17 protein-coding genes are annotated in these 18,683 nt (G+C 63.9%); 1 reads left to right on the top strand and 16 read right to left on the bottom strand.

What is annotated here, in order from left to right:
• Positions 1–105: 105 nt before the first annotated feature.
• The 4 genes from recG to sciP all read right to left on the bottom strand — a co-directional run bounded on the left by recG (position 106) and on the right by sciP (position 5,738).
• Positions 106–2,196, bottom strand: a complete 2,091-nt coding sequence (gene recG / locus LHL23_RS01455) for an ATP-dependent DNA helicase RecG (protein ID WP_226428532.1) — start codon at positions 2,194–2,196, stop codon at positions 106–108.
• Entirely contained in the window at positions 2,193–4,436 is a 2,244-nt protein-coding gene (gene ligA, locus LHL23_RS01460; protein ID WP_226428533.1) for an NAD-dependent DNA ligase LigA, read from the bottom strand. Before ligA ends, recG begins: the two co-directional genes overlap by 4 nt.
• 177 nt (positions 4,437–4,613) lie before the next feature.
• Entirely contained in the window at positions 4,614–5,333 is a 720-nt protein-coding gene (ctrA, locus tag LHL23_RS01465; RefSeq protein ID WP_226428534.1) for a response regulator transcription factor CtrA, read from the bottom strand.
• A gap of 117 nt (positions 5,334–5,450) precedes the next feature.
• On the bottom strand, positions 5,451–5,738 hold the full coding sequence (sciP, locus tag LHL23_RS01470) for a CtrA inhibitor SciP (RefSeq protein ID WP_222475509.1): 288 nt from the start codon (positions 5,736–5,738) through the stop codon (positions 5,451–5,453).
• A 147-nt stretch (positions 5,739–5,885) separates the two neighbouring features.
• Between sciP and mnmA the strand changes: the two genes are divergently transcribed.
• Positions 5,886–7,031, top strand: coding sequence for a tRNA 2-thiouridine(34) synthase MnmA (mnmA, locus tag LHL23_RS01475; RefSeq protein ID WP_226428535.1), 1,146 nt, complete (start codon positions 5,886–5,888; stop codon positions 7,029–7,031).
• A 269-nt stretch (positions 7,032–7,300) separates the two neighbouring features.
• Here mnmA and lpxB read toward each other — a convergent pair whose 3' ends face one another.
• The 12 genes from lpxB to frr form a co-directional block, all read right to left on the bottom strand.
• The gene (lpxB, locus tag LHL23_RS01480; protein WP_226428536.1) at positions 7,301–8,467 is read right to left on the bottom strand and encodes a lipid-A-disaccharide synthase; all 1,167 of its coding nucleotides are present in this window, start codon (positions 8,465–8,467) and stop codon (positions 7,301–7,303) included.
• On the bottom strand, positions 8,464–9,252 hold the full coding sequence (locus tag LHL23_RS01485; RefSeq protein WP_226428537.1) for an LpxI family protein: 789 nt from the start codon (positions 9,250–9,252) through the stop codon (positions 8,464–8,466). Before LHL23_RS01485 ends, lpxB begins: the two co-directional genes overlap by 4 nt.
• A gap of 4 nt (positions 9,253–9,256) precedes the next feature.
• Positions 9,257–10,042 (bottom strand): acyl-ACP--UDP-N-acetylglucosamine O-acyltransferase, encoded by a 786-nt coding sequence (lpxA, locus tag LHL23_RS01490; RefSeq protein ID WP_226428538.1) that lies wholly within the window; start codon positions 10,040–10,042, stop codon positions 9,257–9,259.
• A gap of 2 nt (positions 10,043–10,044) precedes the next feature.
• Positions 10,045–10,512 (bottom strand): 3-hydroxyacyl-ACP dehydratase FabZ, encoded by a 468-nt coding sequence (fabZ, locus tag LHL23_RS01495; protein WP_222475501.1) that lies wholly within the window; start codon positions 10,510–10,512, stop codon positions 10,045–10,047.
• Between the two features lie 75 nt (positions 10,513–10,587).
• A complete protein-coding gene (locus LHL23_RS01500) occupies positions 10,588–11,124 on the bottom strand; it encodes an OmpH family outer membrane protein (protein WP_226428539.1) in 537 nt (178 codons plus the stop codon).
• A gap of 73 nt (positions 11,125–11,197) precedes the next feature.
• Complete coding sequence (gene bamA, locus LHL23_RS01505) at positions 11,198–13,588, bottom strand: outer membrane protein assembly factor BamA (protein ID WP_222475497.1); 2,391 nt, start codon at positions 13,586–13,588, stop codon at positions 11,198–11,200.
• Between the two features lie 127 nt (positions 13,589–13,715).
• Entirely contained in the window at positions 13,716–13,841 is a 126-nt protein-coding gene (locus tag LHL23_RS23455) for a nucleolar protein 16 (protein WP_261396924.1), read from the bottom strand.
• A 144-nt stretch (positions 13,842–13,985) separates the two neighbouring features.
• Positions 13,986–15,335 (bottom strand): RIP metalloprotease RseP, encoded by a 1,350-nt coding sequence (gene rseP / locus LHL23_RS01510; RefSeq protein WP_226428540.1) that lies wholly within the window; start codon positions 15,333–15,335, stop codon positions 13,986–13,988.
• 4 nt (positions 15,336–15,339) lie between these two features.
• Positions 15,340–16,512 carry a 1-deoxy-D-xylulose-5-phosphate reductoisomerase gene (gene dxr / locus LHL23_RS01515; RefSeq protein WP_226428541.1) on the bottom strand — a complete coding sequence of 391 codons (1,173 nt, stop codon included), beginning with the start codon at positions 16,510–16,512 and terminating at the stop codon, positions 15,340–15,342.
• Between the two features lie 16 nt (positions 16,513–16,528).
• A complete protein-coding gene (locus tag LHL23_RS01520) occupies positions 16,529–17,305 on the bottom strand; it encodes a phosphatidate cytidylyltransferase (protein ID WP_226428542.1) in 777 nt (258 codons plus the stop codon).
• On the bottom strand, positions 17,302–18,060 hold the full coding sequence (locus LHL23_RS01525) for an isoprenyl transferase (RefSeq protein ID WP_222475488.1): 759 nt from the start codon (positions 18,058–18,060) through the stop codon (positions 17,302–17,304). The genes LHL23_RS01520 and LHL23_RS01525 overlap by 4 nt, the downstream gene beginning before the upstream one ends.
• Positions 18,061–18,068: 8 nt before the next feature.
• Positions 18,069–18,632 (bottom strand): ribosome recycling factor, encoded by a 564-nt coding sequence (gene frr / locus LHL23_RS01530; protein ID WP_222475486.1) that lies wholly within the window; start codon positions 18,630–18,632, stop codon positions 18,069–18,071.
• Between the last annotated feature and the right edge of the window lie 51 nt (positions 18,633–18,683).

Here is an 18,683-nt window from a genome sequence, read left to right on the forward strand (position 1 = left end):
TTGTTGCCTCTTTGTTCTCATTTTTCGGAACGCCTGTAAAGAACTTTTTGAGAACATTTGCGAACACAGGAGAACACCGCAGTAGAACAGTGGTGGAGATGCAGCCTAACCCACTGAAATCAAACGGATCGCCTGATCCTGTTTCATCAGCCACAGGAGAACGCGCGCCGCCTTGCCGCGCTCGCCCTCCAGCTTCGGATCAGCAGCCAGCAGCGCCCGCGCATCGCTTTGCGCCACCGCCATCAGCCCGGCCTGTCGCTCCAGGTCTGCAATCTGAAATCGCGGCAGGCCGGATTGCGCGGTGCCGATCATATCGCCCGCCCCGCGCATCTGCAGGTCGGTCTCCGAGATCCGGAACCCGTCCTCTGTCTCCCGCAGCACCTCCAGCCTTTTGCGGCCGCCTTCGGTCAGCGGCGGCTGGTACATCAAGAGGCAGGTCGAATCGGCGCTGCCCCGCCCGACCCGGCCGCGCAGCTGGTGCAGCTGGGCGAGGCCGAAGATCTCGGCCCGCTCGATCACCATGATCGAGGCATTGGGCACATTCACCCCGACCTCGATCACCGTGGTGGCGACCAGAACCTTGGTATGGCCTGCGACAAAGGCAGCCATCGCCGCATCCTTTTCGGCGGGCGGCATCTGGCCGTGCACCAGTCCCACCGTGCCTTCGCCCAGCACCGCGCGCAGGTGCTTGAATCGTTCCTCAGCCGCGGTCAGGTCGCTTAGCTCGGACTCGTCCACCAGCGGGCAGACCCAGTAGCACTGCCGCCCCTCGGCAATCGCCTTGCGCAGGTGGCCGACCACCTCCTGCATCCGCTCGGTGCTGACAACGGCGGTCTTGACCGGCTTCCTTCCCGGCGGCTTTTCATCCAGAACCGAGACATCCATGTCGCCGTATTGCGCCAGCGCCAGGGAGCGCGGGATCGGTGTCGCGGTCATCACCAGAACGTCGGCGCCCTTGCCCTTTTCCGCCAGCTCCATCCGCTGGCGCACGCCGAACCGGTGCTGTTCATCGACGATGGCCAGGCGCAGGTCGCGGAATTCCACGTCCTGCTGGAACACCGCGTGGGTGCCGACCAGGATTTGGATATCGCCGCTCTTCAGCGCCGCCAGCTTGGCCTTGCGCTCAGAACCCTTGTCACGGCCTGTGAGGATTTCGATCACCACGCCGGCGTCTTCGGCCAGCGGTGCAAGGCCTTCCAGATGCTGCTGCGCCAGGATGCCGGTCGGGGCCATCATCACACCCTGCCCGCCCGCTTCAACAGCAACCAGCAAGGCCATGAAGGCAACCAATGTTTTCCCGGCCCCCACATCCCCTTGCAGCAGGCGGTTCATGCGCTTGTCCGCCGCCATATCGGCAGAGATTTCTTCGATCGCGCGGGCCTGCGCGTTGGTCGGGCGGTACGGCAGTGCCTTCAGTACTTTGGACTGCAACCGGCCTGTGGCGGCGCTTCGGATGCCGCGGGCCTTGCGCTCCTTCTGGCGGGCCAGCGCCAGGGTCAGCTGGTGGGCAAACAGTTCGTCGTAAGCCAGACGTGCCCGCGCAGGTGCCTGCGGGCTGAGGTCATCGGGCCCCTGCGGCGCGTGGGCAGACTGCAAGGCCTCATGCCAGGCAGGCCAGTTTTCCCGCAGCATCTGCGCCGGGTCGGTCCACTCTGCCAGTTCCGGCATCCGCGACAGCGCGCTTTGAGCTGCCTTGTACATGGTCTTTTGCGTGACACCGTGGGTCAGGCTGTAGACCGGTTCATACTCAGGGATCCCGTGCGCCTCCTCCACCGGCAGCATGTGATCCGGGTGCACCATCTGCGCCAGGCCATCAAACAGCTCCAGCTTGCCAGAGACCACCCGCCGGGCGCCTTCGGGCAGCTGCGCCTCCAGATAGCGGCTGCGGCCGTGGAAGAATACCAGCTGAAACTCGGTCTCCGCATCCTCCGCATGTATGCGGTAGGCGCCGCCGCGGTTGCGTGCCGGGCGGTGGCGGCCAATGGTCACCTCCACCGTCACAGTGGCGGGCAGCTCCACCCCGCGGATGGTGTCGCGGCGGCGCCGGTCGACCACCGAATAAGGCAGCGAAAACAGCAAGTCGCGCGGCGTTTCTATGCCGATCTGACTGAGATTCTGCGCGGTTTTCGGGCCGACACCCTGCAGGGTTTCGGCGTCGGCAAACAACGGAAACAGGATCTCGGGACGTCCGCTCATGCTTCTGCGATCAGCTCCAGCCAGCCGTCTTCGTCCATAGTCCGGATGCCAAGCTCCGCCGCCTTCTTGGCCTTGGAGCCGGCCCCGGGACCAGCCACCAGAATGTCGGTCTTCTTGGAGACGGAGCCGGAGACCTTGGCCCCCAGCGCCTCTGCCCGTGCCTTGGCCTCGGCGCGGGTCATCTTCTCCAGCGTGCCGGTGAAGACCACGGTTTTGCCCGCCACAGGGCTGTCAGCAGCGGGGGCATCCGGCGGCACGATGGTCAGCTTGGCCACAAGCCGGTCAAAGGCCGCGCGCTCCTCCGGGTTGGCAAAGGCATCGGACAAGGAAAGGCCCAGGACCGCACCGATGCCATCCACACCGATGAGGTCTGACCAAGCGGCAGAAGCTTCCACCGGGACATCGCAAGCCGCCACGGCTGCCGCTCGGGTTTCGGAAATCTTCGCGCGCCGGCCCTCGTCAGCTGCCGCTTGGCGTTCCGCCTCCTCAGCCTCATCTGCGGCCCGGTGCGCCAAGGCGGCCGTGCGGGCGGCGTCGATCGCATCCGCCATTGCCTGCCAGTCCCGGTAATGCAGCGCCAGGTCGCGGCCTGCAACCTCACCCGCGTGGCGGATCCCCAGGGCAAAGATCAGCTTGGCCAGAGGGATTGTGCGCTTTTCCTCAATCGCTGCAAACAGGTTCTCCGCAGACTTTTCGCCCCAGCCTTCCCGGTTCTTCAGCTGCTGAAGGCCGGAGCCGTAATTCGTTTGCAGATCAAAGATATCCGCAGGCTCCTTGATCCATCCATCGCCGTGAAACTGCTCCACCTGCTTGGCTCCCAGACCTTCGATATCGAAGGCCGCGCGGGACACGAAATGCTTCAGCTTCTCCACCGCCTGTGCCGGGCAGATCATGCCACCGGAGCAGCGGCGCACCGCATCGCCTTCCTCCCGCTCCGCCGGGCTTCCGCATTCCGGGCAGATGTGCGGGAACTGATACGGCTCTGCCTCTTCGGGGCGCTTGGACAGGTCCACATCAGCCACTTTGGGGATCACATCTCCGGCGCGGTAGATCTGCACCCAATCACCGATGCGGATATCCTTGCCGCCGCGGATTTCCTCGCCCTTGGAGTCGCGCCCCTGGATGTAGTCCTCGTTGTGCAGCGTGGCATTGGACACCACCACCCCGCCAACGGTGACCGGAGTAAGCCGCGCCACCGGGCTGAGCGCGCCGGTGCGCCCGACCTGAATGTCGATGGCTTCCAACCGGGTCCAGGCGAGCTCGGCCGGAAATTTATGAGCAATCGCCCAGCGGGGCGTGGTGGAGCGGAATCCCAGCCGCGCCTGCAGCGCCAGATCGTTGACCTTGTAGACCACGCCGTCGATGTCATAGCCGAGCGTGGCGCGCTGTTCCTCGATACTGCGGTAGTGCGCGATCATGTCCTCTGTCGTCGCACAAAGACTGGTCAGCGGGTTGGTCTGAAAGCCCAAGGCGTTCAGCCGCGCAATTGCATCCATCTGCGTTGCCGCCAGCGGTTCGCTCAACTCCCCCCAGCTGTAGGCGAAGAAACGCAAGGGGCGCGCGCGGGTGATTTCCGCATCGAGCTGCCGAAGCGATCCCGCCGCCGCATTTCGCGGGTTGGCAAAGGTTTTGCCGCCGCGTTCTTCGTGCCGGGCATTCAGCGCCTCGAAATCCACATGGCTCATGTAGACTTCGCCGCGCACCTCCAGCACTTCCGGCGCCCCTTCCAGCTGTTGTGGAATGTCGGCGATGGTACGCGCATTTGCGGTCACATTTTCCCCGACGCTGCCATCGCCGCGGGTGGCCGCCTGGATCAAGGCTCCATTTTCGTAGCGCAGGGAAAGCGACAGCCCGTCAATCTTGGGCTCCGCCGTGAAGGACAGCGCGTCCGCCGGGCCAAGGCCCAGGTATTTACGGATGCTGCGGTCGAAATCTGCAACGTCTTCATCCTCAAACGCGTTGCCCAGCGACAGCATCCTCACCGCATGGGCAACTTTGCCAAAACCGGAGGCCGCAGGCGCGCCGACTGCGTCCAGCTGGGTGGCTGCTTCCGCCAGACCCGGAAACGCGTCTGCCAGTGCCCGGTAGCGTCGCTTCAGCGAATCATATTCGGCGTCGCTGATCTCCGGGGCATCCTCCTGGTGATACGCCAGATCCGCCGCCCGCAGCCTCTCTTCCAGCGCCGCAAACTCTGCCTTGGCATCTTCTGCCGTCAGGCTGGCCACGTCTTTTTCTGTCATTCCTGCCACGCGCGGTCCCTCTTCGTTCTCACCTCTGGTGATAAGGTGCCGCAAGCGCCGCGTCCAGCGCATCTGCCGGCCTGCGTGCCGCAGGCGCCAAAAACAAAAAGACCCGCCTATTGGCAGGTCTTTGCAACCGGCGGCACATATTCACGCGCCGCCCGGGTGTTCATCCTTTCAGGCGCCGACAGCCATCCGCTGGCCGCCGGTCATATGATCCTCCTGCGGATCGCGCAGCACGTAACCGCGGCCCCAGACGGTTTCGATGTAGTTCTCGCCGCCCGTCGCCGTGCTGAGTTTCTTACGCAACTTGCAGATGAAAACATCGATGATCTTCAGTTCCGGCTCATCCATGCCGCCATAGAGATGGTTCAGGAACATCTCCTTGGTCAGAGTGGTGCCCTTGCGCAGCGACAGAAGCTCCAGCATCTGGTATTCCTTGCCGGTCAGATGCACCGCCTTGCCGCCGGCTTCCACCGTCTTGGCGTCCAGGTTGACCGCGATCTTGCCGGTCCGGATGATCGACTGCGAATGGCCCTTGGAGCGGCGGATGATGGCATGGATCCGCGCCACCAGCTCTTCGCGGTGGAAGGGTTTGGTCAGATAGTCATCCGCGCCAAAGCCGAAGCCCTTGATCTTATTGTCGGTATCGTCGGCACCGGACAGAATCAGAATGGGGGTTTCGATGCGGGACATGCGCAGCTGGCGCAGCACCTCATGGCCGTTCATATCCGGCAGCCCCAGATCCAGGAGGATCAGGTCATAATCGTAAAGTTTGGCCAGATCGATCCCTTCTTCGCCCAGATCCGTCGTGTAAACGTTCAGGTTGGCATGGGTCAGCATCAGCTCGATGCTTTTTGCCGTGGTCGGATCATCCTCAACCAGCAGAATGCGCATATTATTTTCTCCGCCTGTACACTGTTTCCCTCAGGTCGCGTTAACCTTGGTGGAAAAAAGTTAATGCCTCGTTACCATGATGGTTAATTTACAAATGCAACTCAAGGGCGGCGCAGTCTATTTGGAGTCATGATCCCTGAATTTCTTGAGACGTGTGGTTTTCAGGGCCTCTTCACCGTGGTCGGCCACCGCTGCAACCCAGCTGCGGAACTCTTCCTCGCTCAGGCCATAACGGCGCATCGCCTCCTTTTGCGGCAGCAGCCCGTACAGCACTCCGCGCACAACCGCAGCCTTGCGCGACGCCACCCAGCGCTTGGTTGTTTCCGGCGGCAGGTCCGCCCGGGTCATAATGGTGCCATCCGGCAGGGTGACTGCCCGCGGCCCGTCGACTTTCTTCAAAAACATTCTTCTTCCCTCTGAAGATCTTGTTCGTTGGGTCTGGCAACAGGATTTACGAACAGGCTTAACGCCGCATGAACCACGCCCCTTGAGAGTCCTTAGGATTTTCATATATTCTGCGGCGCCTGCCCCCTTGCCTTTAGGAGCTGCCCCATGGCGCTGGACCAAGACCTGGAATTGAACTCGCTCGGCTTTGCCAAACCGCCCTCGGAAACCCGGGTGGTGGTGGCCATGTCCGGCGGCGTCGACAGCTCTGTAGTTGCTGCATATTTGGCCGATCAAGGCTATGACGTGGTGGGTGTGACGCTGCAGCTATACGATCACGGCGCAGCGCTGGCGAAAAAAGGCGCCTGCTGCGCGGGCATCGATATCCACGATGCGCGCCGCGTCGCGGAGGAGCGCGGCTTCCCGCATTACGTCCTGGATTATGAGAACATTTTTAAGGATGCGGTGATTGACGAGTTCGCCGACAGCTATCTGGCGGGCGCAACTCCGGTGCCCTGCATCCGCTGCAATGAGCGGGTGAAGTTCAAGGACCTCCTGGAAACCGCCAAGGATCTGGAGGCCGACTGCATGGCAACCGGCCACTACATCCAGCGCAAGATGGGGCCGAACGGTCCGGAACTGCACTCTGCCGAGGACGCGAACCGCGACCAGAGCTACTTCCTGTTCTCCACCACGCCGGAGCAGCTCGACTACCTGCGTTTCCCGCTGGGGCACCTGCCCTCCAAGGACGCCACGCGCGAGATGGCGGCCCAGTACGGCCTGGCAGTGGCGGACAAGCCCGACAGCCAGGACATCTGCTTTGTGCCGGACGGCAACTACGCCAGCGTGATCGAGAAACTGCGCCCCGGCGCCGCCGAGCCGGGTGAGATCGTGCATGCCGACGGCCGGGTTCTGGGCAGCCACGAGGGCGTCATCCATTACACCATCGGCCAGCGCCGCGGCCTTGGCATCGGCGGGCTGTCAGAACCGCTTTACGTGGTGAAACTGGACGTCGACAAGAAACAGGTGGTCGTCGGCCCCAAGGAGCTTCTGGCCACCCGCACGATTCCGGTGCGCGAAATCAACTGGCTGGGCGACGAACCCTTTACCAGCCGCGCGGAATGGCATCTGAAGGTCAAGGTCCGCTCCACGCGCCCGCCGCGGGAAGCGATCATCCGGCCGCTGACGGAAACAACCGCCGAGGTGGAACTGCTGACACCCGAGGAAGGCGTCTCCCCCGGCCAGGCCTGCGTGTTCTACGCCAACGAAGGCAGCCGCATCTTCGGCGGCGGCTGGATCTGGCGCGGCTACTGATCCCCTGCCCGCCGGGTCAAGGGAGGCACAGCCTCCGCGCGGCACGCGCGGCTTGCCCTTGAAGCGGCATCTTCAAACCGAAAATCGGAAGAGCGCCTAAGGGCAGACCTGCCCTTAGGCGCTTCTCAGCAAAAGAACTCCAGAGTTTTCACTACTGTCACCCGCCGGCGTTCTGCGGCAGCCTTGCGGCAAGCGCCGCGCGGATGCGCAAGCATCCGCGCCACCAATAGCCGCGCGGCGGAGGCTTTGCATCCGGCGCGCTCCTGCCCCTAAGTCACGGGCAGCCGCTCGAGAACAGCCCGCGCGGCCCGCAGCCCCGGGGCCTCTCCGCCCTGCCCCAGACGCTGCATGGTCAGCTTCATTGCCTCCAGCTGAGCCCCCGGGCCGGCTGCCAGCGCCTCAAGGCTAGCAGCAATCTTTTCGGGCGTGCAGTCCGGCCCCAGGTATTCCGGCACCACGCGGGTGTCGCTGACCAGATTGACCAGAGTCACGGTGTCGATCAGTGCCATGCGCTTCATGATCTGCCAGGTCAGCCATTGAAACTTGTAGGCGATCACCATCGGGGTGGCTGCCGCGGCCAGCTCCAGCGAGACCGTGCCCGAAGCCGCAAGCGCCAGATCCGCTGCCCCAAAGGCCGCGCGCTTATGCGCCTTGGCCGTGGCGGCGTCAAATTCGTTCGGATCGACCAGCACCGCCCCCTCAGGCCAGTTCTGCACGGCATCGCGCACCAGGCCGGCCACCGGGGCGGCGGCTGGCACGACGATCCGGTATTCCGGGTGTCTGGCAGTGAAGCGGTGCAGCGCGCCGCCGAAATCCGGGGCCAGCCGCGACACCTCAGAGCGGCGCGATCCCGGCAGCGCCAGAACAAATGGCGCATCACCCAAGCCGAATTCACTGCGAAAAGCGGCGATCTCCGGTTCCGTGGCCTGCGGTTCCGCCACCACCGGGTGGCCGACGAAATCGCAGTCCATACCTGCGGCTTCCATATAGGGCGGCTCAAACGGCAAGAGCGCCAGCACGTGATCGATGACTTCCGCCATTTTCCCGGCCCGCTTGGGCCGCCATGCCCAGACCGAAGGCGCCACGTAATGCACGGTGCGGATATTGCTTTGCGCCTTGACCAGCCGCGCCACGCGCAGGGAGAAGTCAGGGCTGTCGATGGTGATCAGCACGTCCGGCCTGATTTCCAGCACCGCGTCCGCCGTTTCCCGGATCCGGCGCTTCAGGTGGCGGTACTTGGGCAGCACTTCTGCCAGCCCCATCACCGACAGCTCATCCATCGGAAAGCGGGACACCAGCCCCTGCTCGGCCATCAGCGCGCCGCCGATGCCGTCAAAGCTGACGCCGGGTTCCAGCTGTTTCAGCCCTGCCATCAGCGCCCCGCCCAGCCGGTCGCCCGAAGGCTCCCCCGCCAGGATGAAGACCCGCAGGTTCATGCCTCGCGCAGCCAGAGGAACAGGCCCAGCCGGTCACAGGCCGCAATCACCGCGTCCTGATCCAGAACGATGACGCCGCCCGCCTCCAGCACGATGCCGGAAAGGCCGGCCTTGGCGGCGGCTTCAACCGTTTCCACCCCGATGGCGGGAAGATCGGCGCGGCGGTCCTGCGCCGGTTTCGGCGCCTTGAACAACAGGCCGCCCTGCCCGTCCGGGCGCTGCAGCAGCGAAGCCAGCATCCAGTCGGTGCCAAACAGGTTTTCCACCGCTATCGCCTGCCGCTTGCGCACGGCGCAGGACTGGCCGATGTCGGCAGCCGACATGGCCGCGACGATTTCGGCGCCGCGTTCCGCGTCAGCCTTGTCCAGCTCACCCGGCTGCACCTTGGTCGGCACACCCGCGGCCATCAGCAGATCGGGCGCCACCTCATGGGCGGCGCGGACAGCAAAACCCGCCTGTTCAAAAATGCCGATAATCGCCCGCAATGCCCCGTCGTCGCCTGCGGCCAACGCGCTTTGCAGCACCGGCACCAGCGGCATGGTGGCCGCATCAATGGCAGAGGGGTCAATATGCGGGCGGCGCACCGCACCTGCCATGCAGATTTCGGTCACTTCCGCCGCCTTCAGCCGCTCCAGAAAGCTTCCTAGCTGCTCAAAGCGGAAGGTGATCTCCGGATCCACCGCATCAGGCTCAGAGCCTGCCATCGCGCAGACCAGAGGGCGCCCCGCAGCACGGGACACCACTTCAGCCGGCAGCATGCCGGTGCCTGCAATCACTGCCAGCATCTATTCAGCCTCCTGGGGTCAGGAAGGAACGGTCGCTCTCACCGGTGATGAAGGCGACGATCTCCTGCACATACTGGCTCTCTGTCTCGTCACCCAGCCGCTTGGCACGCTCCTGGAAAGTGCCTTCGCCCTGAGCAAGCATCTGGAAAGCCGCGCGCAGGGCTGTGATATCGCTGCGGGCGACGCCGCGGCGCTTGAGCCCGACCAAGTTCAAGCCGTCCAGCTCACCGCGCTGCGCCTGCACCAGGCCATAGGGGATCACATCATTGGTCACCATGGTGACCGCGCCGACAATCGCGCCCCTGCCGATCCGCACCCACTGGTGGATGCCGGACAGGCCGCCGATGATCACGTCATCCTCCAGCACGCAGTGGCCCGCAACCGCGGCAGAGTTCACCACGATCACCCGGTCGCCGACCTGGGCGTCATGAGCGATGTGGCAGCCGGCCATGAACAGCCCGTCGTCGCCGATGCGGGTCACGCCGCCGCCGCCCTCGGTGCCGGCATTCACCGTCACATGCTCGCGGATGCGGTTGCGCTTGCCGATCACGGTCTTGCACTTCTCGCCCTTGAACTTCAGATCCTGCGGGATCTCGCCCAGCACGGCAAAGGGGAAGACTACGGTTTCATCGCCGATTTCGGTGTCGCCGGTGACAACAACATGGGACTTCAGAACAACCCGGTCCCCCAGAACCGCCTCAGGGCCAACCACGCAGAACGGGCCAATCTCGCAGTCCTTTCCAAGCTTGGCGCCCTCTTCAATCACAGCACTGGGGTGAATCCGGCTCATTCTCAATCGTCCTTCTGCACGTCGACCATGGCCGAAAACTCGGCTTCAGCCGCCACTTCGCCATCGACAGTTGCGCGGCCGGAGAATTTGAAGATCTTGCCGCCGGGTTTGCCGCGCAGGGTCTCCACATGCATTTCCAGCACATCGCCCGGCACCACCTTGCGGCGGAACTTGCACTTGTCGATGTTCATGAAATAGATCAGCAGGTTGGTATCGACCATGTCCATGCCCACACCCAGCATCACGCCTGCAGTCTGCGCCATCGCCTCGACAATGGTGACGCCCGGCATGATCGGAGTGCCCGGGAAATGGCCTTGGAAGTGCGGCTCGTTCATGGTGACATTCTTGATGCCGCGCGCCGATTTATAGCTGTCGATATCGACCACCTTGTCGACCAGCAGGAACGGGTAGCGGTGCGGCAGGATCCGCTGGATCAGTTGAATGTCAGCGCTTTGCAGCTCGGTGGTCATGCTTGGTTTCCCATTTACGTCAATGATACTGGCCCGTCCCTAGCAAGCGGACGGGCATTGGGCAAGTTCGCGCGATCAGCGCTCGCCGTCGTCATCCTCTGCGCCGTCCCCCAGGACCGCATCGATGCGGGCAATCGCCAAGGCCGTGATATCGGCGGAATCCGCGCTCAGAAAGACTGACGAGTGGTCAAGAATTGCACCAGCCCCGGTTTCCCGCAGGATCTGCTGCAGAACCGGCAGCGAGGCGGCGATGAACTCGCGCCGGGCCTCTTCGCCCATCTGGGTGATTTCACGCAGTTTCTGGTCCTGGCGGCGGCGGGTTTCCTGCACTTTCTGATCGAAGGCATCCGCCAGAGCCCGGAATGCTTCCGGCTCCATTTCGCTGCGCCGCTCGGTCAGCTCCAGTTCCTCGGTGCGCAATTGCGCCTCGATCCGCCTGTTTTCCGCGGTCAGCACCGCGCCTTCAGCTTCGATTTCGCGTTCGGCCCGCTTGCCAAAGGCGCTTTCGGAGAACAGCCGGTCGGGCTGAATGGTCAGGATGCCGCTTTGCGGCAGCCCCAGCTGGTAATCAGCCCCGCCGTTTGCGGCGGTCTCCTGCGCGCGGGCAGGCACTGCCCCGGAGAAGGACAGTGCCAGAGCAAGGCCGCATGCGGCCCAGATACCGGGCGCCGGCTGCCGCACCAGATCAGAACCTCGCCTGCAGAGTCAGGTCGAAGCTCTGCTCCTCGTCAAAGTCCTCTTTCTGGAGGGCCTTGGAGAAGTTGAACCGCAGCGGGCCGAACCCGGTTGTCCACAGCAGGGAGAGACCGACTACGTGGCGGAACGACCTGTCGCGGCCGACCACGGTTGCACCCGACGTATTCACATCCTGCAACCCCCAAAGGCCGCCCACATCGTAGAACAGGCCGCCGCGCATGCCCAGTTCCTCGGGCAGGCCAAGCGGGAACTCAGCATCGAAGCGCGCAACAGCATAGTAGTTGCCGCCCAGGAAGTCGTTGTAGTTGCCGCCGTCCGGGTCGCCGGGGCTCCGGTCGCGGGGGCCGATGCCGCCCGGCTCGAAGCCGCGCATGACCGACGGGGTCAGGACGAAGCGGTCAATCGACCGGCTGCTGCCGCTGCCCTCCCACTGGAAGGCCCCCGCTTCCAGGGTTGCGCGGATTGTCACTTCCTCGTTCCAGATCTGCTTCTGGGCGACAAGTTTCGTAGTGGTCTTGATGTATTCGGAATCACCGCCAAGGCCGGCGTAGTCGGCGCCGATTTCCACCAGGAAGCCAGCAGTCGGATCCAGGCCGGTCAGGCGGCTGTCGTAACGGTAGGTAAAGCCGATTGCACTGGCGGTGCGCTCACCCTGACGGATTTCGCTTTGCACCACCGGACCTGCCAGATCCATGTCGTCATCGTCGTCGTCGAACAGCATTTCGTCCGCGTCCCAGGTGTAGCGGACCTGCAGCGACGTATCCTCGCCGGTATTGAAGGTCAGGGCGGGACGGAAGAAGACACGCTTGGTGCGGTACTCCGAGAAGCTGGAGTCCGTCTCGTTCAAGCCCAGATCCAGATCGAAGCGCAGTTTCCGGCCCAGCAGGTAGGGTTCGGTGAACCCCAGCACATAAGAGTCGGATTCCGTCGCAGTCGCGATGTTGAACGACAGCCGCTGGCCGCGGCCCAGGAAGTTGTTCTCGGTCAGGCCCACACTGATCCCGAAACCATCGGTGACCGAGTAGGCGCCGCCCAGGTTCAGAGAGCCGGTCGGCTGTTCCTCGACGTCCACATCGACGATCACCTGATCCGCGGAGCTGCCTTCGCGGGTTTCCACGTCGGCATTGGCAAAGAATCCCAGTGCGCGGATGCGTTCGGCGCTGTTGCGGATCGAACGCGGATTGAACGGGTCGCCCTCAACAGAGGTGAACTGCTGACGGACCACCCGGTCAAGCGTCGTGGTGTTGCCTTCGATATCGATCCGCTCGACAAAGACGCGCGGGCCGCGGCGCAGCACAAATTCGATGTCCAGCGTCAGATCGCGGTCGTTGCGGGTGACACGCGGTTCCACCCGCAAAAAGTCGATCTCGTTGCGGACCGCCAGTCCTTCCATCCTGTCGATGGCATTTTCCACCAGGGTCGGCGAGTAGGTGACGCCCGGCTTGATCTTCAGCGTGGTCGCAAAAAGGTCGGCATCCGCCTCCGGCATCTCGCTGGTGACAGTGATATTGCCGAACTTGAACTGCTGGCCCTCGGTCACATCGACCACCAGGAACACGGCATCCCGCTCCTCGGTGACTTCGGCATTGGTGCTGTTCACACGGAAATCGACATAGCCGCGCGACAGGTAGAAGTCCCGCAGAACCTGCTTGTCGAACTCCAGCCGGTCTTCGATCAGGGTGTCGGAGCGGATGAAGCCGCGCAGCAGACCTGCCTGCTTGGTCTCCAGCACGCGGCGCAGGCGGCGGTCGGAATAGACCCGGTTGCCGGTGAAGGACACGCGTTCCACCTCGATGGTGTCGCCTTCGGAAATCTCGAAAACCAGATCGACGCGGTTGTTGTCGCGGCGGATGATACGCGGAGTCACGCGGGACGCCAGGCGGCCCTGAACGCTGTAGGCTTCAGCGATGGAGGCAGCGTCACGCTCGGCCTGAGAGGGATTGAACACCCGGCGCGGCGCGGACTCGATGATCTGTTCCAGCGCATCATCCTTGAGCCGCCGGTTGCCCTCAAAGCTGATCTGATTGATTGTCGGGAATTCGGTGACCTTGATCACCAGCGTGCTGCCGCGCGGCACGATTTCCACTGTTTCAAATACGCCACTGTCAAGAATGCGCTGGTAGGCATCGTTCAGCTCGCCCGCACTGACAGTCTGGCCGCGCTCGATGCCCGTATAGGCCACAACGGTGGATGTCTGAATTCGCTGGTTGCCCTCAACCTGAACCGAATTGAAGCGGTAGCTTTGCGCCTCTGCCGGAAGCGGCGCCAGAGCGTAGCCCAACGCAACTGCCAGAGAAATAGCAGAAACTTTCCGGTACAAGATGTTGATGCCCGACTTACGCTCACCACAGGACTTGCCTGCGAAATTCCCCCAAACCATTTTTTAGAACCCGATTATTATAGCAGCTTTGCGACGTGCGTACCGGGTTTAAAGGCGCTTGTCAAAACCAACTAAAGCGCATTTTGGAGGCAACCGGCGCGGCGGGTTTACACGCCGGTTGCGGGAATCACAGAGTGGCGAGCCAGGTGCCTGCGGCCAGCGCGCCCAGAATGACAAAACCGGTCAGCGCCCGGTCCCAGTTCAAACGCACAAGGAGGCCAAGGCCACGGTAGGATTGGGTGAGTGTTTGCATCGGTCTTCCCCCGGTTTTTTCATCCGTCCGCCGGCCGGGGCGCAGCATCGCGCTGCCGGCGGATTGAGAAAAAGTTAACGGAGGAATGTGGCAGCACTTGGGCGGCGCCATGGCCGCCCTTGGTCAAAGCCCGGCGCCGTCGGCTCAGCAGAACAGGTCATTGCCGAGCGCAAACACCATCAGCGACAGCACGATGGCGATACCGAGCGACATCAGCACCCGCACCGCCCGGTCGCTCGGCGGGCGCCCCGCCACCGCCTCATAGGCGTAGAACATCAGATGGCCGCCATCCAGCGCCGGCACCGGGAACAGGTTCAGCAGGCCCACTGCGGTCGACAGGACCGCGATGAAGCGGATGAAGCTTTCGGCACCCTGGCTGGCCATTGCGCCCGACGTTTCGGCAATGCCGATCGGCCCGGACAGGTTGCAGGTGCTGATCGCCCCGGAGATCATGTGCTTCACCCCCGACAGCGACGTCTCGATCACCGCCCAGACCTGATAGGAGCCCGCCGCCAGCGACTCGCCAAAGCCCGCGGGCTCGGTTGCCGGGGTAAAGGCCAGACCGCCGACGATGCCGATCCGCCAGCGGGTGGCAAAACTGCCGTCCGGCTGCGCTTCATCGGTGCGCCGCGGCGCCAGCGCCATTTCGACAGTTTCGCCGCCGCGCCAGACATCCAGGACCAGAACTTTGCCGTCTGCAGCCTCGACCAGTTGCTTCAGCTGGTCAAATGACACCAGCGGGGCGCCGTCCACTGCGACAATCACGTCCTCCTGCTGCAGCCCTGCGTCAGAGGCTGCGCTGCGCGGCACCACCCCGCGCACGTAAGGCGGATATAAATACGGACCGCTGACGGTGGTTTCGGCACCGTCGCGGCGCACCACATACTCCAGCGGCTGCTCCTGCGGAATGGCATCCCGGAAGGCCTCCCATGCTGCGCTGTCCAGGTAGTTGGGAACCGCCACGCCGCCGGCAGAGACCAGTTCATCGCCCTGCTGCAAGCCATTCTCGATCGCAGGCAGCGGCGCCAGCTCGCCGATGGTCAGAGGCTCCCGCATGGTGCCCTGTGACAGTGCCACCGCGGTGAAGATGATCGCAGACATCGCGAAATTGAACACAGGGCCCGCAGCAACAGTCGCCGCCCGCGCCCACAAGGGCGCGCCATGCATGGTCCGGCGCAAGGCTTCCGGATCAGCGGCTGCGGCCTCCATCGCCGCAGCATCCTTTCCAGACGCCGCGTCCGCGTCGCCAAGGAACTTCACGTAGCCGCCAAACGGCAGCGCGGCGACCTGCCAGCGGGTGCCGCGCTTGTCCATCCGGCTCCACAGAACAGGCCCGAAGCCCAGCGAAAAAACCTCCGCATGAATCCCCGACCAGCGGCCGACAATGTAGTGGCCGTATTCGTGCACCGCCACGATCACCGACAAGGCAACGACGAAGCTGGCGACGGTGTAAAGAAAACCGCCGAACTGCGGGACAAAAGCGAGCAAGTCCAAAAATCTATCCTATGTGTTCTTCTGCGGCCCTGGCGGCCTCTTGCCTTGCGAGATGGTCAACCCGGGTCACGTTATCAAGTGTGATTGCGGCATCAATGAGGTCGGCCTTGGCCTCAAGGCGCTCCAGCACCTCTGCCGTCACCGCTGCCATATCGGTAAAGCGGATACGGCCGGCAATGAACTCATCCAGCGCCTGCTCCTTGGCAGCGTTGAACGCCGCTCCCATCAGGCCGCCCCGTTCCATCACCTCATAGGCCTGGCGCAGCGCCGGGTAGCGGGCTGGCTCCGGGGCACGGAAGTTCAGCTGGCCGATGCGGGCCAGATCCAGGCGCTCCACCGGCAGGTTCAGGCGGGCCGGCCAGTGCAGCGCATAGCCGATGGCGTGGCGCATGTCGGCCGCGCCGAGATGCGCCATCAGCGCGCCGTCATTGAACCCGACCAGCGCGTGAACCAGCGATTCCGGGTGCACCAGCACCTCGATCTGATCCGGCCGGACGCCAAAGTATTCCCGGGTTTCAATAACTTCCAGCGCCTTGTTGAACATGGACGCGCTGTCAATGGTGATCCGCTGCCCCATGTCCCAGTTGGGGTGTGAGGAGGCCTGCGCAAGAGTTGCCCTGGGCAGGTCTTCCAGCGGCCAGTCGCGGAACGCACCGCCCGACGCGGTGATGACAATCCGTTCGACGGCCTCGATATCTTCCCCGACAAGCCCCTGAAATACCGCTGAGTGCTCGCTGTCGACCGGCAGCAGCCGGGCGCCGTGTTTTTCTGCGGTTTCCAGCAGCAGCTTTCCCGCGCAGACCAGCGATTCCTTGTTGGCCAAGGCCAGCGTGGTGCCGTGTTTCAGCGCCTCCAGCCCCGGGGCCAGCCCGGCAGCGCCGACAATCGCCGACATGATCCAGTCAGCCGGGCGCGCAGCCGCCTCAACCAGCGCCGCCTGCCCCGCTGCCGCCTCCACGCCGGAGCCGTCCAGCGCCGCCCGCAGATCCGGCAAACGGTCCTCAAAAGCGGTTACCGCCACCTTGGCCCGCAGCGCAATGGCATCCTCAGCCAGCCGCGCGATATTGGCGCCGCCGGTCAGCGCCACCACGTCATAGGCTTCGGGCGCGCGGCGGATCAGGTCGATGGTGTTCTGGCCAATCGACCCGGTAGCGCCGAAGATCGAAACTTTCCGCATGTCTCTTCCTGTCTGGTTATCCCCAGATGGCGGTCACGGCCAGGAACATGGCCGCGGCGCCCAGCATCCCGTCGAAGCGGTCAAACAGCCCGCCGTGGCCGGGGATCAGCGCACTGGAATCCTTGACCCCGGTCATGCGCTTCAGCGCGCTTTCCGCCACATCGCCGGCCTGGCTGGCCATCGACAGCAGCACCGACAGCACGGCAATGCCATAGCCCAGTCCCATCTGATTGGCAAAGACGGCCCCCACAATGGCGGCCGCAAGCCAGCCCGAGGCGGTGCCGCTCCAGGTTTTCTTGGGGCTGACGCGAGGCCAGAACTTGGGTCCGCCAATGGCCTTGCCCGCGAAATAGCCGGTGACATCGGTTGCCACGACGATCCCGATCAGCCACAGCATCCAGGCCACGCCCATCTGGCCGCGCAGCCAGATAAAGCCGAAGCCCGCCAGCAGCACCCACAGGGCAAAGCCTGCAAAATACTGCCGCCGGACAGTGACCTGGCTGATGCCGGCCGCCACCGGGGCCGCCAGAACCGGCAGAACCCAGAGCGGCGGCAGCAGCGACGCCAGCAGCACCGCAATGGCGGAAACCGCGCCGAGCTGCAGCGCTGCACTGCCCCGCTCAGGCGCCAGCATCCGCACCAGTTCCCAGATCATGCCGCCGCAGCACAAGGCGATCATCGCATTGAAGACCAGCCCGCCTGCCCAAGTGGCATACCCGCCCGCCGCCACCATCACCACGGCGGACAAAGCGCGCGGCAGCAGGTCTGCCCAGCGGCCCTTGGCGGCGCTCATGTCTTTACGGCCCCGAACCGGCGGTCGCGGCGGCTGTAGCTGCTGCACAGGCGCGCCAGTTCCTCAGCCGTGAAATCCGGCCACAGGGTGTCGATGAACTCGTACTCGGCATAGGCCGACTGCCACAGCAGGAAATTCGAGATCCGTGCCTCGCCGCTGGTGCGGATCACCAGATCCGGGTCCGGCAGCACATGGGTGTCGAGGTAGCGCGGCAGGGTTTCCTGGTCGACGTCCTCGGGGTCCAGCCGTCCTGCGGCCACATCCCGCGCCAGCCGCTTGGTGGCGCGCGCCACCTCGTCGCGGCCGCCATAGTTCAGCGCGATGGTCAGCTGGGTGCCGTCGTTGCCTTCGGTCTTCTGCTCCAGCTTGTCCATCAGCTCTATCAGCTTGGCATCCAGACGTACCCGGTCGCCGATAAAGCGCACCCGGACGTTCTTTTCCGCCAAGGCGTTCATTTCCTTGGAAATGTAGCGGCGGAAAAGGCTCATCAAACCGGCAACTTCGGTCTGCGTGCGCTTCCAGTTCTCGGTCGAGAAGGCAAAGATGGTAAGGTATTTCACGCCCAGTTCTGGGCAGCACTCGACAACTTCCCGCACCCGGCGGGCGCCGGCATGGTGGCCGAACAGCCGCGGCCGGCCGCGGGCTTGGGCCCAGCGGCCGTTGCCGTCCATGATAATGGCGACATGGCGCGGACCGGAACGGGCCGCCGGAGCATCTCCGGCGGCCCTGATTTGCGGATTTGAATCACCCGGCATATTGCCCGTCAGACCTGCATGATCTCGGCTTGCTTGGTCTCAAGCGCCTCATCCACATGCTTGATCATCTTGTCGGTCAGCTCCTGCACTTCGGCTTCCCAGAACTTCTGATCGTCTTCCGACATGCCGTCGGCCTTGGCTTTCTTGATCTGATCCATGCCGTCGCGGCGGACGTTGCGGATCGACACGCGGGCATGTTCGGCGTACTGGCCGGCCACCTTGCCCAGCTCGCGGCGGCGTTCCTCGTTCAGCTCCGGAATCGGCAGCATGATGATGGTGCCGTTGAGCTGCGGGTTGATGCCGAGGCCAGACTCGCGGATGGCCTTCTCCACCTTGCCGACCAGGCCCTTGTCCCAGACGTTGATGGTGACCATGCGCGGCTCCGGCACGTTGACGGTGCCCACCTGATTGATCGGTGTCATCGAGCCGTAAGCATCCACCATCACCGGCTCCAGCATCGAGGCAGAAGCCCGGCCGGTGCGCAGCGATGCGAATTCGGTGCGCAGGTTGGCCATCGCGCCGTCCATGCGGCGTTTCAGGTCGTCGGTATCCAGTTCAAAATCATCAGACATGCTGCTCTCTCCCCTTATCTGAGGCGGTCTTCCATTGGCTCTTAAGCCATT

It is taken from the genome of Leisingera sp. McT4-56 (genome assembly GCF_020514995.1).
Lineage (GTDB): Bacteria > Pseudomonadota > Alphaproteobacteria > Rhodobacterales > Rhodobacteraceae > Leisingera > Leisingera aquaemixtae_A.

Excerpts from the sequence above, each read along its gene's own strand:
- dxr (WP_226428541.1), bottom strand. The coding sequence starts at position 16,512 with ATGCGGAAAGTTTCGATCTTCGGCGCTACCGGGTCGATTGGCCAGAAC.
- mnmA (WP_226428535.1), top strand. The coding sequence starts at position 5,886 with ATGGCGCTGGACCAAGACCTGGAATTGAACTCGCTCGGCTTTGCCAAA.
- sciP (WP_222475509.1), bottom strand. The coding sequence starts at position 5,738 with ATGTTTTTGAAGAAAGTCGACGGGCCGCGGGCAGTCACCCTGCCGGAT.
- ctrA (WP_226428534.1), bottom strand. The coding sequence starts at position 5,333 with ATGCGCATTCTGCTGGTTGAGGATGATCCGACCACGGCAAAAAGCATC.
- recG (WP_226428532.1), bottom strand. The coding sequence starts at position 2,196 with ATGAGCGGACGTCCCGAGATCCTGTTTCCGTTGTTTGCCGACGCCGAA.
- frr (WP_222475486.1), bottom strand. The coding sequence starts at position 18,632 with ATGTCTGATGATTTTGAACTGGATACCGACGACCTGAAACGCCGCATG.
- lpxA (WP_226428538.1), bottom strand. The coding sequence starts at position 10,042 with ATGAGCCGGATTCACCCCAGTGCTGTGATTGAAGAGGGCGCCAAGCTT.
- LHL23_RS01520 (WP_226428542.1), bottom strand. The coding sequence starts at position 17,305 with ATGAGCGCCGCCAAGGGCCGCTGGGCAGACCTGCTGCCGCGCGCTTTG.
- ligA (WP_226428533.1), bottom strand. The coding sequence starts at position 4,436 with ATGACAGAAAAAGACGTGGCCAGCCTGACGGCAGAAGATGCCAAGGCA.
- LHL23_RS01485 (WP_226428537.1), bottom strand. The coding sequence starts at position 9,252 with ATGCTGGCAGTGATTGCAGGCACCGGCATGCTGCCGGCTGAAGTGGTG.
- bamA (WP_222475497.1), bottom strand. The coding sequence starts at position 13,588 with ATGGTTTGGGGGAATTTCGCAGGCAAGTCCTGTGGTGAGCGTAAGTCG.
- LHL23_RS23455 (WP_261396924.1), bottom strand. The coding sequence starts at position 13,841 with ATGCAAACACTCACCCAATCCTACCGTGGCCTTGGCCTCCTTGTGCGT.
- LHL23_RS01525 (WP_222475488.1), bottom strand. The coding sequence starts at position 18,060 with ATGCCGGGTGATTCAAATCCGCAAATCAGGGCCGCCGGAGATGCTCCG.
- fabZ (WP_222475501.1), bottom strand. The coding sequence starts at position 10,512 with ATGACCACCGAGCTGCAAAGCGCTGACATTCAACTGATCCAGCGGATC.
- lpxB (WP_226428536.1), bottom strand. The coding sequence starts at position 8,467 with ATGAACCTGCGGGTCTTCATCCTGGCGGGGGAGCCTTCGGGCGACCGG.